The organism is Streptococcus sanguinis (assembly GCF_026781265.1).
Taxonomy (GTDB): domain Bacteria; phylum Bacillota; class Bacilli; order Lactobacillales; family Streptococcaceae; genus Streptococcus; species Streptococcus sanguinis_T.
Map to the genome: position 1 here is coordinate 50,459 of NZ_JAKUVC010000009.1, position 16,168 is coordinate 66,626.

Annotated in this window: 17 protein-coding genes and 1 pseudogene; 17 read left to right on the forward strand and 1 reads right to left on the reverse strand. The window is 42.6% G+C overall.

Annotation, left to right across the window (positions count from 1 at the left end; genetic code table 11):
- Window positions 1-19 precede the first annotated feature (19 nt).
- The 13 genes and pseudogenes from MK370_RS09430 (at window position 20) to MK370_RS09490 (ending at window position 11,358) form a co-directional block, all read left to right on the forward strand.
- Window positions 20-178 (forward strand): shikimate dehydrogenase, encoded by a 159-nt coding sequence (locus MK370_RS09430; RefSeq protein ID WP_268685123.1) that lies wholly within the window; start codon window positions 20-22, stop codon window positions 176-178.
- An 82-nt stretch (window positions 179-260) separates the two neighbouring features.
- Entirely contained in the window at window positions 261-941 is a 681-nt protein-coding gene (locus MK370_RS09435; RefSeq protein ID WP_268685061.1) for a DUF6796 family protein, read from the forward strand.
- Between the two features lie 117 nt (window positions 942-1,058).
- Window positions 1,059-2,060: pseudogene (locus MK370_RS09440) on the forward strand (acetylxylan esterase).
- Between the two features lie 378 nt (window positions 2,061-2,438).
- Window positions 2,439-3,137 (forward strand): N-acetylmannosamine-6-phosphate 2-epimerase, encoded by a 699-nt coding sequence (locus MK370_RS09445; RefSeq protein WP_048773683.1) that lies wholly within the window; start codon window positions 2,439-2,441, stop codon window positions 3,135-3,137.
- Between the two features lie 13 nt (window positions 3,138-3,150).
- Complete coding sequence (locus MK370_RS09450; protein WP_268685062.1) at window positions 3,151-4,284, forward strand: ABC transporter ATP-binding protein; 1,134 nt, start codon at window positions 3,151-3,153, stop codon at window positions 4,282-4,284.
- A gap of 23 nt (window positions 4,285-4,307) precedes the next feature.
- Complete coding sequence (locus MK370_RS09455; protein WP_268685063.1) at window positions 4,308-4,760, forward strand: YhcH/YjgK/YiaL family protein; 453 nt, start codon at window positions 4,308-4,310, stop codon at window positions 4,758-4,760.
- 17 nt (window positions 4,761-4,777) lie between these two features.
- Window positions 4,778-6,124 (forward strand): ABC transporter substrate-binding protein, encoded by a 1,347-nt coding sequence (locus tag MK370_RS09460; RefSeq protein ID WP_161543995.1) that lies wholly within the window; start codon window positions 4,778-4,780, stop codon window positions 6,122-6,124.
- Window positions 6,125-6,191: 67 nt separating this feature from the next.
- Window positions 6,192-7,076 carry a carbohydrate ABC transporter permease gene (locus MK370_RS09465; RefSeq protein WP_002898777.1) on the forward strand — a complete coding sequence of 295 codons (885 nt, stop codon included), beginning with the start codon at window positions 6,192-6,194 and terminating at the stop codon, window positions 7,074-7,076.
- Entirely contained in the window at window positions 7,076-7,909 is an 834-nt protein-coding gene (locus tag MK370_RS09470; RefSeq protein WP_002898776.1) for a carbohydrate ABC transporter permease, read from the forward strand. Before MK370_RS09465 ends, MK370_RS09470 begins: the two co-directional genes overlap by 1 nt.
- Window positions 7,910-7,981: 72 nt before the next feature.
- Complete coding sequence (locus MK370_RS09475; RefSeq protein WP_002894435.1) at window positions 7,982-9,085, forward strand: Gfo/Idh/MocA family protein; 1,104 nt, start codon at window positions 7,982-7,984, stop codon at window positions 9,083-9,085.
- Between the two features lie 62 nt (window positions 9,086-9,147).
- Window positions 9,148-10,065: an N-acetylneuraminate lyase gene (locus tag MK370_RS09480; protein ID WP_268685064.1), complete on the forward strand. Its 918-nt coding sequence runs from the start codon at window positions 9,148-9,150 to the stop codon at window positions 10,063-10,065.
- 33 nt (window positions 10,066-10,098) lie between these two features.
- On the forward strand, window positions 10,099-10,983 hold the full coding sequence (locus MK370_RS09485; RefSeq protein ID WP_268685065.1) for an ROK family protein: 885 nt from the start codon (window positions 10,099-10,101) through the stop codon (window positions 10,981-10,983).
- Between the two features lie 45 nt (window positions 10,984-11,028).
- Window positions 11,029-11,358 carry a hypothetical protein gene (locus MK370_RS09490; protein ID WP_002922726.1) on the forward strand — a complete coding sequence of 110 codons (330 nt, stop codon included), beginning with the start codon at window positions 11,029-11,031 and terminating at the stop codon, window positions 11,356-11,358.
- A gap of 59 nt (window positions 11,359-11,417) precedes the next feature.
- Here the strand turns inward: MK370_RS09490 and MK370_RS09495 are convergent, their stop codons facing one another.
- A complete protein-coding gene (locus tag MK370_RS09495) occupies window positions 11,418-12,269 on the reverse strand; it encodes a MurR/RpiR family transcriptional regulator (protein ID WP_268685066.1) in 852 nt (283 codons plus the stop codon).
- A gap of 415 nt (window positions 12,270-12,684) precedes the next feature.
- Between MK370_RS09495 and MK370_RS09500 the strand changes: the two genes are divergently transcribed.
- The 4 genes from MK370_RS09500 (at window position 12,685) to MK370_RS09515 (ending at window position 16,167) form a co-directional block, all read left to right on the forward strand.
- Window positions 12,685-13,008, forward strand: a complete 324-nt coding sequence (locus MK370_RS09500) for a hypothetical protein (RefSeq protein WP_002894440.1) — start codon at window positions 12,685-12,687, stop codon at window positions 13,006-13,008.
- The gene (locus MK370_RS09505; protein ID WP_268685067.1) at window positions 12,998-14,953 is read left to right on the forward strand and encodes a V-type ATP synthase subunit I; all 1,956 of its coding nucleotides are present in this window, start codon (window positions 12,998-13,000) and stop codon (window positions 14,951-14,953) included. The genes MK370_RS09500 and MK370_RS09505 overlap by 11 nt, the downstream gene beginning before the upstream one ends.
- Before the next feature lie 133 nt (window positions 14,954-15,086).
- Window positions 15,087-15,566: a V-type ATP synthase subunit K gene (locus MK370_RS09510; protein WP_002898768.1), complete on the forward strand. Its 480-nt coding sequence runs from the start codon at window positions 15,087-15,089 to the stop codon at window positions 15,564-15,566.
- A 10-nt stretch (window positions 15,567-15,576) separates the two neighbouring features.
- Window positions 15,577-16,167, forward strand: coding sequence for a hypothetical protein (locus MK370_RS09515; RefSeq protein ID WP_268685068.1), 591 nt, complete (start codon window positions 15,577-15,579; stop codon window positions 16,165-16,167).
- Window position 16,168: the final 1 nt, after the last annotated feature.

A 16,168-nucleotide genomic window follows, 5' to 3' on the forward strand; every position in this document is an offset into this window, starting at 1 on the left:
AAAATTGAGTCATAGAGCAGTGGATGCAGTTTTGTCCCTTGGGACAAAAGCTGTACACCTTGAAGAAACACATAGCCAGGCAAGACCTCTGGTCGAAGCCGGGCATAGAGACATGAATGCTGAGGTGAGGAGCGACGTGAGTGCTAAGTCTCTTAACGAAAGGAGCTTGCTGGGGTAAAAAGACGTAAACCTTCTGACTACTTGTGATTGAGTGAGCTTTTGTGCTAAGATAAGGAGACGATGGAAAAAAGGAGAGTAATGTGATTTTTTTATCTTTATGGGCTGGGCTGTTGAGTGGTCTTTGCTGGTTATTGGGGGATGTTCTGCTGGTTGGTTTTGAGGTAGACAAGGAAAGTTATGCCTCTTTTACGGAGCAGAGTCGGATTGGCAATAAGAATCTGGCTATGCTGATGCTTTCTGGCTCTGTTGGTCGGCTGCGCCTGGGCGCTTTGGTGGCTAACTTCTCAATCCCTCTTATGTTAGTTTCGCTTTATGCTCTCTTTGGTTTGACAAATAAGGGCTTGTGGGCCTATCTGTCAATAGCCTTCTTAGGAATTGGATTTGCCCTATCGCCAGTGGCACATGTGGCCTTTTACTACGTTGGGATCATCAGCAAAAAGGCCTATAAACGAAGCGGCGTACAGGTCTGCTCAGACGAAGATAGCGAGCTTATCAATGAAGCAGTGCTCTTTCTAGATATAACTTGGCGGACAGCTATCGCCCTGACCGGTCTAGGCTGGCTCGTTTACTCACTGCTAATAGTTACCGGTCAGACAATATTGCCTGCTTATCTGGGGTTGCTGACCCCTTTACCGCTCAGTCTGTTGACTATCTTACTGTTAGAAAAGCTGAGAATCGGACGTCCCTACCTTAACGGAGCTGGCCTAAACATAGGATTTAGTTTGTTCTATTTACTGCTCCTGCTTCATATGGGTTCTTAGGCGGCGAATCGGTAAAATTTCAGAAAAAACAGAAAAATCTATATATTAACTTATTAAAAACTTCCTCTTTCTATGGTATGATGAAAGAGGTTTCAAGAATCGTTGGGAGGATAAGACATGAAAAACCCTACTTTACTTAAAGAAATGTTAGATTATCGCGGAAGAGATGAAATGCCCGACGATTTTGATACCTTTTGGAATAAACAAGTGGCGGAGGTGGAAGTGTCTCAGGACTACCAGTTGCTGGAAAAAGATTTTCAAATTGCATATGCGACTTGTTACGAGCTAACCTTCAAGTCTGGAAACGGTGGGCAAATCTATGCTAAGCTAGTTGTGCCTAAGTTATCAGAAAAAGTTCCGGTATTGTTTCATTTTCATGGTTATATGGGACAGGGCTGAGATTGGGCTGATATGCTGGCCTATACGGCAGCGGGCTGGGGTGTGGTGTCGATGGATGTTCGTGGTCAGTCAGGCTATTCACTGGATGGTGATAGAGAAGTCCGCGGCAATACTGTTAAAGGACATATTATCCGCGGGGCTCTGGATGGACCGAATCAGCTTTTTTTCAAGGATGTCTATCTGGATGTTTACACCTTGGTCGAGCTAGTGGCTGGTTTGGACTTCGTGGATGAAAACCGTTTGTCTAGTTTTGGAGGCTCACAGGGCGGAGCCTTGGCTTTGGTAGCAGCTGCATTAAATTCTCGGATCAAGCAGACTGTAGCCATCTATCCCTTCCTTGCTGACTTTAGACGAGTTTTGGAGATTGGCAATACCAGTGAAGCCTATGATGAGCTCTTTCGTTATTTCAAATTCCATGATCCTTTTCATGAGACAGAAGAGCAGTTGTTGCGGACACTTGCTTATATTGACGTGAAAAATCTGGCCCATCGTATTAGCTGTCCAGTGCAGATGATTATTGGCCTAGAGGATGATGTTTGCTATCCTATCACGCAGTTTGCCATCTATAACAGCTTGGCTGGAGAAAAAGAGTATCATCTCCTGCCTGAGTATGGGCATGAGGCTATGAATGTCCGTGTCAGCGATACTGTCTTTAACTGGCTCTGCGGAACCAAAATAAAAAGACTTTCTCTCGTTTCGGACTTGAAATCCGAGAGATAATATTCGTCCCCCCTTTGGGGCTAGGTAAAGGCCTAGCCCTTTTTACTTGCCTGAGGGAGTATAGAAAGTGAGAATCTTTTTAGAAGTTTGCTTGCTCTTTCATTGACTTTTCTACAAAACGGATTTCTGAAAGTACTTTCAGGAATTTCTGCTTTTCTGGAAAATTCGGAAACTAAAATCTAAATCTCAAACAATATTGAAAGCGCTTTAAAAATTATTTATAATAACATTATGAAATACTCGAGTTAAAAAACGGAGTCCAGGATAAGGAAGTAAAAATATTTGTTTGCGGCCTTCTTCTCTACTCCACCTGAGGTCCTAGGTAGTTTTTAGACTATCTGATCAGACCGACGTCTTACGAAAGGAGATTGTATATTCATGTCACAGATTTTAAAAGATGACTTGATAGCCAAGATTAAAGACGGCATCATTGTTTCCTGTCAAGCCTTGCCCCAGGAGCCGCTTTATACGGAAGCTGGAGGAGTCATTCCTCTCTTGGTTAAGGCTGCTGAGCAGGGCGGTGCTGTTGGTATTCGAGCTAATAGTGTTCGCGATATTCGGGAGATCAAGGAAGTAACTTCCCTGCCCATCATCGGAATTATCAAACGCGACTATCCGCCACAAGAGCCTTTTATCACGGCTACCATGCGGGAAGTGGATGAGTTGGCTGCTCTGGATATTGAAGTCATTGCTCTGGACTGTACCAAGCGGGAACGCCATGATGGCCTGACAATTGCGGATTTCATCAAGCAGGTTAAGGCCAAGTATCCTCATCAGCTATTGATGGCAGATATTAGTACCTATGAGGAAGCTGCTGCTGCTGTAGAAGCTGGTGTAGACTTTGTCGGCACTACCTTATCGGGCTACACTTCTTACAGTCCCAAGGTTGACGGACCAGACATTGAGCTTATCCGCCGCTTGTGCCAAGCAGGCTTTGATGTCATCGCTGAAGGAAAGATTCACTATCCAAGTCAAGCCAAGCAGATACATGATTTGGGTGTAAGAGGTATCGTTGTCGGCGGAGCCATTACTCGGCCTAAAGAAATTACAGAGCGCTTTGTTGCAGGATTAAAATAAGTGAGGTAGATGAATGACAACCTTAACACTAAATAAACTATATAAAAAATATCCTAATAGTGATTTTTACTCTGTTGAAAATTTTGATTTGGATATTAAGGATAAGGAGTTTATCGTTTTTGTAGGACCTTCCGGTTGTGGAAAATCAACAACCTTGCGGATGATTGCAGGCCTTGAGGATATCACAGAAGGGGAGCTCTATATTGATCAAAATCTTGTCAATGACATTGCTCCTAAAGATCGGGATATCGCCATGGTTTTCCAAAATTATGCCCTTTATCCTCACATGACTGTTTATGACAATATGGCATTCGGACTCAAGCTTCGCAAGTATGACAAGGCTGATATTGACAAAAGAGTCCAGGAAGCGGCGGAAATCCTTGGGCTGAAAGAGCTTCTGGATCGTAAACCAGCCGACCTGTCTGGTGGTCAGCGCCAGCGGGTAGCTATGGGGCGGGCGATTGTCCGTGATGCCAAAGTCTTCCTTATGGATGAACCCTTGTCTAACTTGGATGCCAAACTGCGCGTGTCCATGCGGGCAGAAATTGCAAAAATTCACCGCCGTATCGGAGCGACGACTATCTATGTAACCCACGACCAGACCGAGGCCATGACCTTGGCTGACCGCATCGTTATCATGTCAGCTACTAAGAACGAAGCAGGAACAGGTACTATCGGCCGAATCGAACAAATCGGTACGCCTCAGGAACTTTATAACGAACCAGCTAATAAATTTGTGGCAGGTTTTATCGGCAGTCCAGCCATGAATTTCTTTGAAGTGAACTTAGAAGGTAACCAGCTTACAGATGGACAAGGCTTTGCTGTTGGACTTCCAGACGGTCAGCGTAAAATCCTAGAAGAAAAAGGCTATCAAGGAAAGAAAGTGATACTGGGCATTCGACCAGAGGATATCTCGGCTGAGTTGATAGCTGCTGATGCTTTCCCAGATTCTGTTGTTGAAGCAGAGATTATAGTTTCTGAACTTTTAGGAAGCGATTCTATCCTTTATTGTAAAGTAGGAGTTCAGGAATTTTCTGCACGTGTTGCTGTTCATAATTACCATGAAGCAGGGCAGAAAATAGACTTGGTATTCAATATTGCAAAAGCACACTTCTTTGAATTAGAGAACGGTTCACGTATTAAATAAAATTTTATAAGGAAATTTTAATTATGATTGTAACGGAAATTAATAATCTATCAACTTATGTAGGAGTAAATCCATATTTTGAAAGATTAATAAATTTTTTAAAAACAGTTGATTTGGACAGTCTCCCAGAAGGGAAGATAGATATTGAAGGTGATAAATTATTTGGCAATTGTTTTAGTTATGTAGCAGATGGTCAACCAGGAGATTTCTTTGAATCTCATAGGAAATATCTTGATATCCATCTGGTGTTAGAAAATACAGAAGATATGGCAGTTTCTTCTGTTAAAAACACAACAGTTAGTCAACCTTATAATGAGGAAAAGGATATTGAGTTATATGAAGGAAAAATGGAGCAGCTTATTCACTTGAAATCTGGAGAATGTTTAATAACATTCCCTGAGGATTTGCATCAGCCCAAAGTTCGTGTAAATGATCTACCCTTAAAAAAAGTAGTATTTAAAGTAGCTATTTCTTAAATAGAAAGAGGTAAACTATGAAAAATCTAAAGAAATTTTTATTCGTTCTTCTAACAGGACTTGTCGCACTGATAATCAGTGGTTGTTCTCCAAGTGGGGAAAATAGTAAAGGAAATGATTCAGGTGAATTATCTGGGGAAATCGTTATGTGGCACTCATTTACACAGGGACCTCGTTTAGAAAGTATCCAGAAATCTGCAGATGAATTTATGAAGAAGCATCCAAAAGTTAAGATTAAAATTGAAACTTTTTCTTGGAATGACTTTTACACCAAATGGACAACAGGCCTTGCTAACGGAAATGTACCCGATGTCAGTACAGCTTTGCCGAATCAAGTAATGGAAATGATTAACTCAGATGCTATTGTTCCATTGAATGATACAATTGATAAAATTGGAAAAGATCGTTTCAATAAAACAGCTCTGAATGAAGCAAAAATTGGCAGTGATTACTATTCTGTTCCTCTTTATTCCCATGCACAAGTGATGTGGGTACGCACAGATTTATTAAAACAACACAATATTGAAGTGCCTAAAACCTGGGATGAACTTTATGAAGCATCTAAGAAACTAACAGCTGATGGAGTTTATGGTATGTCAGTGCCGCTTGGTACGAATGACTTTATGGCTACTCGTTTCCTGAATTTCTATGTTCGTAGTGCAGGAGGAAGCCTATTAACAAAGGATAAGAAGGTTGATTTAACTAGCGATTTGGCTCAAGAAGGAATTAAATACTGGGTGAAAATGTACAAAGAAGTTTCTCCTAAAGATTCACTCAATTATAATGTATTACAACAAGCTACCCTATTCTACCAAGGTAAGACAGCCTTTGACTTTAACTCAGGTTTCCACATTGGAGGGGTTGAAGCGAACAGTCCGCAATTATTAGAATCGATTGATGCCTATCCTATTCCGAAGGTCAAAGCATCTGATAAAGATCAAGGGATTGAAACTTCAAATGTTCCAATGGTTGTATGGAAAAATTCTAAACATCCAGAAGTTGCAAAAGCATTTTTAGAATATCTGTATGAACAAGACAACTATGTTGGTTTCTTAGATTCCACACCAGTTGGTATGTTGCCAACGATTAGCGGTATTTCTGATTTACCAGCTTATAAGGAAAATGAAACACGTCAAAAATTCCAACATGCTGAACAAGTAATCAACGAGGCTGTTCAAAAAGGTACTGCTATTGGTTATGAAAATGGCCCAAGTGTTGAGGCTGGTATGTTGACAAACCAACACATTATTGAACAGATGTTCCAAGATATTATCACAAATGGGAAAGACCCTATGGCTGCAGCAAAAGATGCTGAAAAGCAATTAAACGATTTATTTGAAACGGTTGCAGTTGATGTGAAATAATACCTGGATTATTAGGGCTATGGTGCAGTAGCGCTATAGCCTCTTATTTTAAAGAAAGGGGTAAGAGATGGTCAGAGATCGTAATTTGACGCGTTGGATATTTGTACTGCCAGCGGTGATTATCGTAGGATTACTCTTTGTTTATCCATTTTTTTCAAGCATCTTTTATAGCTTTACCAATAAGAATTTAATTATGCCCAACTATCGTTTTGTTGGTTTGGATAATTATAAAGCAGTATTGTCAGACCCTAATTTTTTTAGTGCATTTTTTAATTCAATAAAATGGACTGTCCTTTCCTTAGCTGGACAAGTTATCATTGGATTTGTTCTGGCTCTTGCTTTGCATAGAGTGCGACGATTTAAAAAACTTTATCGGACGTTGTTAATCGTACCGTGGGCCTTTCCTACAATTGTTATTGCTTTTTCATGGCAATGGATTCTAAATGGTGTCTATGGGTATCTGCCAAATATCATTGTTAAGCTTGGTTTAATGGAGCATGCTCCAGCTTTTCTGACTGATAGCACGTGGGCCTTTATTTGCTTAGTGTTTATCAATATCTGGTTTGGAGCTCCAATGATTATGGTTAATGTTTTATCTGCACTTCAAACAGTTCCTCAGGAGCAGTTTGAGGCAGCTAAAATTGATGGTGCGACAAGTTGGCAAGTGTTCAGACATATTACTTTTCCGCATATTAAGGTCGTTGTAGGGTTACTAGTTGTACTGAGAACGGTTTGGATCTTTAACAATTTTGATATTATCTACCTCATTACTGGTGGTGGTCCATCTAATGCGACTATGACCTTGCCGATTTTCGCTTACAACTTAGGTTGGGGAACGAAGTTATTAGGACGAGCTTCAGCAGTCACAGTATTGCTCTTTATCTTCTTATTGACAGTTTGCTTCATTTACTTCTCTGTAATTAGTAAATGGGAAAAGGAGGGTAGAAAATAATGAAGAAAAAATCAAATTTCTACTTAGATATCGGAGCTCATTTGGTTTTGATAATTGCAACAATTGTTGCAATCTTCCCGCTTGTATGGATTATTATATCTTCAATTAAAGGAAAAGGGGAGTTGACACAATTTCCAACTCGCTTCTGGCCTCAGACTTTTACGCTAGACTACTTTACACATGTTATTAATGATTTGCATTTCGTTGATAATATCCGAAATAGTTTAGTAATTTCTTTGTCCACAACAGTTATTGCAACGATTATTTCTTCCATGGCTGCTTATGGTATTGTTCGTTTCTTCCCTAAACTAGGAGCAATAATGTCACGGCTTTTGGTAACAACTTATATTTTCCCACCTATTTTGCTAGCAATACCTTATTCTATTGCAATAGCAAAAGCAGGTTTGGGCAATAGCATCATTGGCCTTATCATCATTTATTTGTCATTTAGTGTACCTTATGCGGTATGGCTGCTGGTTGGCTTCTTCCAAACGGTTCCAATTGGGATTGAAGAGGCAGCCCGTATTGATGGAGCAAATAAATTTGTTACTTTTTATAAAGTGGTATTACCAATTGTTGCTCCAGGAATTGTTGCAACAGCGATTTATACCTTTATTAATGCGTGGAATGAATTCTTATATGCATTGATACTGATCAACGATACAAGTAAAATGACCGTTGCAGTAGCACTACGTTCATTGAATGGGTCAGAGGTGCTAGACTGGGGAGATATGATGGCGGCATCTGTGATTGTTGTATTGCCTTCTATCATCTTCTTCTCAATCATTCAAAATAAGATTGCAAGTGGTCTTTCAGAAGGATCTGTAAAATAGACATTTCGAAACAACATTAGTCAATATATAAGTTAAAAATAGCATATTGTATTAAACAACAGGAGAATAAAAATGGTTAAATATGGCGTTGTAGGAACAGGATATTTTGGAGCTGAATTGGCTCGTTATATGCAAAAAAATGATGGTGCAGAGATTACGATTGTTTATGATCCAGAAAACGCGGAAGCAGTAGCTGAAGAGTTAGGAGCGAAAGTTGCAGCTTCGATAGATGAATTAGTGGCTAGCGATGAAGTTGACTGTGTTATTGTAGCTTCTCCAAATAATCTTCATAAAGAGCCGGTTATCAAAGCAGCTCAGCATGGAAAAAATGTTTTTTGTGAAAAACCAATTGCTCTTTCCTATGAGGATTGTCGCGAAATGGTAGATGCTTGTAAAGAAAATAATGTGACCTTTATGGCGGGGCATATCATGAACTTCTTTAATGGTGTTCATCATGCCAAAGAATTAATCAATCAAGGTGTGATTGGGGACGTTCTGTATTGTCATACAGCTCGTAATGGATGGGAGGAGCAACAACCATCGGTATCTTGGAAGAAAATCCGCGAAAAATCTGGTGGTCACTTATATCACCATATCCATGAATTGGACTGTGTTCAATTTCTTATGGGCGGGATGCCTGAAACTGTTACAATGACTGGCGGCAATGTAGCTCATGAGGGAGAAAACTTTGGTGATGAAGATGACATGATTTTTGTTAATATGGAATTTTCAAATAAGCGTTTTGCTTTGCTAGAATGGGGTTCTGCTTATCGCTGGGGTGAACACTATGTCTTGATTCAAGGGACAAAAGGAGCGATTCGTCTGGACTTGTTCAACTGTAAAGGAACTCTCAAATTAGATGGCCAAGAAAGTTACTTCCTAATCCATGAGTCACAGGAAGAAGATGATGATCGTACTCGTATTTACCATAGTACCGAAATGGATGGAGCGATTGCTTACGGAAAACCTGGTAAACGTACCCCATTGTGGTTATCATCTGTTATTGACAAGGAAATGCGTTACCTTCATGAAATCATGCAGGGAGCACCGGTAACAGAAGAATTCAAAAAATTATTGACAGGAGAAGCAGCTCTGGAGGCTATTGCAACAGCAGATGCATGTACTCAGTCTATGTTTGAAGATCGTAAAGTTAAATTATCGGAAATTGTAAAATAAAAGATGTGGGGATGAAACAATGATTTTCGTCCCTCTCATTTCTAAAACATTAGGAGAAAACTATGTCAGATTTAAAAAAATATGAAGGTGTCATTCCTGCTTTCTATGCCTGCTATGACGAGGAAGGTGAAATCAGCTCGAAGCGGACTCGCGCTTTAGTGGAATATTTCATCGCCAAGGGCGTGCAAGGTCTTTATGTCAACGGTTCTTCGGGCGAGTGTATCTATCTGAGTGTAGAAGACCGAAAACGGGTTCTAGAAGAAGTGATGAAAGTTGCTAAGGGACGTCTGACTATCATTGCCCATGTAGCTTGCAACAATACCAAGGATAGTATAGAGCTGGCTCGTCATGCCGAAAGTTTGGGTGTGGATGCGATTGCGACTATTCCACCGATTTATTTCCGACTACCGGAGTATTCTGTAGCTCAGTATTGGAATGACATCAGTGCGGCAGCGCCTAATACAGATTTTGTGATTTACAATATTCCTCAGCTGGCTGGTGTAGCCTTGACTCCTAGCCTTTATAAGGAAATGCTCAAGAACGAACGTGTGATCGGTGTGAAGAACTCTTCAATGCCAGTGCAGGATATTCAGACCTTTGTAGCTCTTGGGGGAGAAGATCATGTAGTCTTTAATGGTCCAGATGAGCAATTCTTAGGTGGCCGACTCATGGGGGCTGCAGCTGGTATCGGTGGTACATACGGAGCTATGCCAGAGCTCTTCCTCCAACTCAATCAACTGATTGCTGACAAGGAATTGGAACGAGCTAAGGAATTGCAATATGCGATAAATGCGATTATAGGAAAATTAACCAGCGCCCGCGGCAATATGTACGCGGTTATTAAGGGTGTTTTGGAAATTAACGAAGGCTTGACCATCGGATCTGTCCGCTCTCCTCTGACACCGCTACAGGAAAGTGAACGGCCGATTGTGGAAGAAGCAGCTCAGTTGATTAGACAAACCAAGGAGCAATTTTTATAAGCAACAGGATAAACACTAGAGAGAAGGTGTGCTATGAAACACTATGTTGCTATTGATATTGGCGGTACCAATATCAAGTATGGCTTAATCAACGAGGTGGAAACCTTGGTGGAAGCACATGAAATGCCGACGGAGGCCCACAAAGGCGGTCCGGGAATTATGCAAAAGGTTGAAGGAATTGTTGCAGCCTATTTAGAAAAAGGACCTCTGGCTGGGATTTGTATTTCTTCGGCTGGTATGGTGGATCCAGACAAGGGTGAAATTTTCTATGCTGGGCCACAGATTCCTAATTACGCTGGGACCCAGTTCAAAAAAGTGCTGGAAGAAACATTCTCCCTGCCTTGTGAGATTGAAAATGATGTCAACTGTGCTGGTCTGGCGGAGGCTATGTCGGGTAGTGGCAAGGGAGCGAAGATTGCCCTTTGTTTGACAATCGGTACAGGTATTGGAGGCTGTCTGGTCGTAGATGGTCAGGTCTTCCATGGCTTTAGTAACTCTGCTTGTGAGGTCGGATACCTGCATCTACCAGACGGAGCTTTCCAAGATGTGGCATCTACAACAGCTCTGGTCAATTATGTGGCTGAGCTACATGGAGAAGACGCAGAGCATTGGAATGGCCGTCGGATTTTCAAAGAAGCAACTGAGGGCAATAAACTCTGTATCGAAGGCATCGATCGTATGGTTGGCTATCTGGGTCAAGGAATTGCTAATATCTGCTATGTTTTTAATCCGGAAGTTGTTATTTTAGGAGGCGGCATTATGGGCCAAGAAGCTATTCTTAGGCCGCGTATTCAGGTGGCTTTGCAGGATGCTTTGGTTCCAAGCATTGCTGACAAAACCAAACTGGCCTTTGCTCATCATCAAAATACTGCAGGTATGTTTGGAGCCTACTATCATTTCAAAAATAGACAAGTTTAACCTGAGATTTTTCTCAGGTTCCTTGTCTTTGAAGAGGAAAATCAAATGGCAGAAAGAAGTTTCATTCAGGAAGCTGCTCAGCTTCTAGGTTCTTTGATGGAAGATTTTCAAAAGAAGGCAATTCGGTCAAGAGATGAAATCCGCTTTTACGAGTGCTTAGCAGAAGTTTTAAGGAGCTTGGAGAAAACAAAGGCCCTGGATAACCGTCTTCTCATTGCTCTTGAAAGCTTCCATAAAAGTGCTAGTTTTTTAATTGGTCTTAGTAGCCTCAAACTGGATCAGCCTACTTATCAAAAGTGGCGTGCCTACGATGCCTTTCATATGGAAAAAGTTCAGCCCCAATTAGAAATCTATGGGCCAATCCTCCCCTTGTGAAAGAAAGAGGAAAAATTTAGACCAAAAAAGAAAACGAGTCAGAAAATCCTGATTCGTTTTTATCGTTTGTGGGTATTGCGGCGGTAGTAGCCATTTAGTTTTTGATTCTCCCAAAAGCTGTTAAAGATTCTTTCTTTCTTTTCACGGTTAATCTCTAGGAAAAAAGCATAGATGAGGTCAATCATGAGAATCATGGGGAATTGTGCGGAAATCCGCAAGATAAACTCAGGCTTGCTTTGAAGAGCAACAGGAACGACTTCAGTGAAGTCTTCTTGAATCTTTTCAGGTTGTCCAGTCACCAAGATGGTTTTTGCTCCCATATTTTTAGCGTCAATCAAGCTGTCAATGATGGACTGGGTCTGTCCGGATAGAGAAAATCCGATAACAAGGCAGTTCTTGTCCAGAATACTAGTTGTCCAAGCGAATCCATCTTGGTCAGTTAGGGCTTCACAAACGACTCCCAGCCTCATGAAGCGCAGCTTCATATCACGTGCTACTAAGCCCGAGCTACCTGTTCCAAAGAAATAAACTCGATCTGCCTCTTCTATGATTTGAGCCACTCGCTCCAGCTTTTCCTCCTCTATCAGTTCTTTTGTCTGCTGATGGATTTGGTTGTAGTTGTACAAGACATGACGGGATAAGCTGCTTTGCATATTATCCGACTCGGTTTGCGCCTTTTGTAGGTCCTGTAGATATTGAAAACTAAATTCCCGATAACCTTTAAAGCCGCATTTTTTGGCGAAACGGGTCAAGGCTGCTTGAGAAATGTGCAAGGTTTGGGCAACTTGCAAAGAGGATAAATCCTCTTGAATACTATTTGGATCCAAAAAATAGTGACCAATCCTCTGTTCCAAGTCGGTCATCTTGTCAAGATGGCTCTCAATGATGGCCAAGATATTCTGCTGACTCATAAAATCACTTTCTTCATGGGATAATGTTTAGTAAAAGTTTAAGGGCTGTTCTGGCTGGAAATTACATTTGAAGCCACTTTTACTTTTCTGATATTCTATATTTGTCTTAGAATTTGTTTATATTATAACATAGTTATAGACAAATAAACCGTTTGCAAGACTGAAACTTATCAAGAGTGTACAGCTGATACTGATTTGTAAGTATTGAAATGAATCAAATCTATATCGGCTTTTCCTATCAGTTGGAGATAGATGTTTAGCAATCTCTGACTGTTTTTCTGAAAATATGATATAATTTATGCAAGTACGAAGCTGTATTCCTGAAGATAACCTTGCCAGATGGTTGGCTAGTCAGCCAGGAATGCAGATTTTAAAATCCGTTTTCGAAGGTTTTTGAAAACGAGGGGGTGAATAGATGGCCAATGAAACACTTGAAAAAATGCAGGAAATTGAAACTGCTGCAGAAGAAGTTTTGATGGGCTACAGGACGCAGGCTCAGGAGCTGCGACAGCAGGTAGATGAAAATCTCAGACAGCTAGGTCTGACTTATGACGATGAAACGCAGAAGCTGGCTGAGGAATTAACCGCGACTTCTCAGCAAAAGTTGGTGCACCTGCAGCAAGATTTGGAGCAGACAACCCAGCAAAATGAGGACAAGGTTGCGGCTGCGCTGACAGACAAAAAAGCAGACTTGGCGCGAGCTATTGTAGAGAAGGTGGTAGAAGCCTATGGCCATTAGTCAAATGCGGCAGCTGTCTCTGCTTCTGCCCAAGGAACTGCTGGATCAGCTTCTCTTTTACCTACAGGGCTTAGAGTCGGTTCAGATTCATGACTTGCGGCAGGAAGAGGACTGGCAGGCAGCCTTTGAGCAGGCTTTAGTTGGCCGGCCAGATCGGCAGCTATCTCAGCAGGATTTGCTCAGACGCCAAGAAAAGCTCGAGAGACTGATTGCAGAGCTGGAACCCTTTATGCCCAAAAAGAAACTGCTGGAAGCCTTAAAAGAAGAACCTTTGGAGTTGTCCTTTACTGCTTTGGAGCAGGCGGGGAAAGCCTGGGATGAGATTGCGCTGTTAGAAGGAATCAGCAAGCAGCTCAACGTCTTGCAAGAGGCCAAGGATCAGATAGAAGCTGACCGCTTGGAAATGGCTGCGCTGGAAAAGTGGGAGTCGCTGGAGCTAACACCGCAAGCAGCTGCGACTTTCAGTCATCTGGGAGCGTTGATTGGGACGATTCCCAATACAGATGACGATGCTCTGCGCCTGACTCTGGGAGCACATCCTGACCTGAAGTTTCAGGAAGTCTTTACAGATGATACGGAGCACGGGATTCTTATTTTTTATAAGACAGGCTCTCTGGAAGCAGTTCGCAAAATCTTGAAAGAGTATGGCTTTAAGTCTTTTGAGTATGACTATGCGGAACTGCCTGCTGATCGGGTAGCCCAGCTCAAGGCCAATATTCGACAGCAAGAGGCTGTGGCAGAAGCTATGACAAAGAGTCTGGCAGCGTCTAAGAACGAGTTGGACCATCTCAAGGTTCAGCTGGACTATCTCTGCAATCTCTCCTCCCGCCAAGAAAGTAAGAATCAGTTAGCCAGCACGCAAAATCTAGCAGCCTTGGAAGGCTGGATCGAAAGCAATCAGGTTCAAGCTCTTGAGGCTTGTTTGAAGGAGCAGTTTGGTCAGAGCATTCTCATCCAGACCAGAGAGATTCGACAGGACGAGGAAGATAAGGTTCCGACCAAGCTTAAAAACAATGCCTTGGTGGAGCCCTTCGAGCTAGTGACAGAGATGTATTCCTTGCCTAAGTATGGTGATAAGGATCCAACCCCCGTCGTTTCCCTATTTTATTTTGTATTCTTTGGCATGATGGTTGCGGACATTGGCTACGGTCTTTTGCTCTTTGTGGGCACCAGTCTGGCGCTGCACTTCTTGCATGTCAAGTCGGGACTGGCTAAGAATCTTCGATTCTTCCGCCTGTTGGGCGTAGCAGTCATCATCTGGGGACTGGTTTATGGCTCTTTCTTTGGCTTTGAACTGCCCTTTGCACTGATAAGTACCAGCTCTGACGCCATGACGATTCTGGTTATTTCGGTCGTCTTTGGCTTCATTACAGTGCTGGCGGGCCTCTTCCTCAGCGGGCTGAAAAATGTCCGTCTCAAGGATTATGCGGAAGCTTATAATGCAGGCTTTGCTTGGGTGCTGATTTTGCTGGGGCTGCTACTCTTGGCCTTGGGAAATTTCTTCCCATCCTTGGCCTTTGCTTCAACGATTGGTCAGTGGCTGGCCATCATCAATGCTCTGGGTATACTGGCAGTATCCATTGTCAGTGCTAAAAGCTTGGCAGGATTGGGGTCAGGTCTCTTTAATCTCTACAATGTTAGCGGCTATGTAGGAGACCTTGTCAGCTTTACACGGCTGATGGCTCTGGGGCTTTCGGGGGCTAGCATTGGCTCGGCCTTTAACTTGATTGTCAGCCTCTTTCCACCTGTCGCTCGCTTTAGCATCGGCATTCTGCTCTTTATTGCCCTGCATTTGGTCAATATGTTTCTATCTTTTCTGTCCGGCTATGTGCACGGAGCGCGTTTGATTTTCGTGGAATTCTTCGGGAAATTCTACGATGGCGGCGGCAAGCCTTTCACTCCGCTCAAGCCTAGCGAAAAATACGTTCAGCAAAGCAAGAAATAGAGAGTAGGAAGTTGTACTCAACGAGGAGCGATTCATCTTTGGGAATACAGATTCTACAACATCAAAATAAGCAACATTCATTAAACTAGCTGTTGATTTTACGATGATTACAGCATTTTCATAGGAGTAAATCATGGAACATTTAGCATCATATTTTGGAACATACGGCGGCGCCTTTTTTGCAGGTCTGGGAGTAGCTTTGGCGGTTTTTCTCAGCGGAATGGGTTCAGCGCTGGGTGTTGGAAGCACGGGTCAGGCAGCGGCAGCCCTCTTGAAAGAACAGCCAGAAAAATTCGCTCAAGCTCTGATTCTGCAGCTTTTGCCAGGTACCCAAGGTCTCTACGGCTTTGTTATCGGGATTACCGTCTTCTTTAATATCAAGCCAGAATTGGCTCTGCAATCAGGCGTGGCTTATTTCCTAGCTGCTTTGCCAGTTGCGATTGTTGGTTACTTTTCAGCCAAGCATCAAGGACGAGTGGCGACAGCTGGTATTCAGATTTTGGCCAAGCGTCCAGAAGAGGTCATGAAAGGGGTTATCCTAGCGGCCATGGTTGAAACCTATGCCATCTTGGCCTTCGTTGTTTCCTTCATCATGGTTCTGAATGTGAAGTAAGGAGGCTTTTATGTCTGACATATCAGATCTCAAAGCTTCTGTCTTGGAGCAGGCTCACGAGAAGGGGCGTCTGCTTTTGGCCGAGGCTACTGAGAAAATAGAACAGGAAGCCAAGGAACGTGAGGCCCAGCTGGTTCGGCAAAAGCTTGGACAGCGGGAACAGCAGCTGAAAGAAATCAGCCGGCGCAGTCAGCGCGATATTCAGCAACTGGAAAATCAAAAACGTCAATCTACCTTGGTCATCAAGCAGCGGGTTCTCAGAGAGCTTTTTGAAGAGGCTTATGCTCAGATGGCGGCTTGGTCACCAGCTGAAGAAGAGCAGTTTCTAAAGAGTGTCCTGGCTAAATACCCAGAGGAAGAATTGACACTGGCTTTCGGGGCTCTATCAGCTGAGAAATTCAGCTCCAGCCAGTTAGAAGGCTTGAAAAAAGCCTTTCCGCAAGTGCATTTTTCAGACCAGTCCATAGCCGGCCAGGCAGGTTTTGTACTAAGCCAGGGACGGGTGGATGACAGCTATCTCTATCGTGACTTGCTGGACTCTGTCTGGCAGGAGGAAAGCTACCGTCTGGCTCAGGATATTTTCAAAGACCAGGCAGAATAGG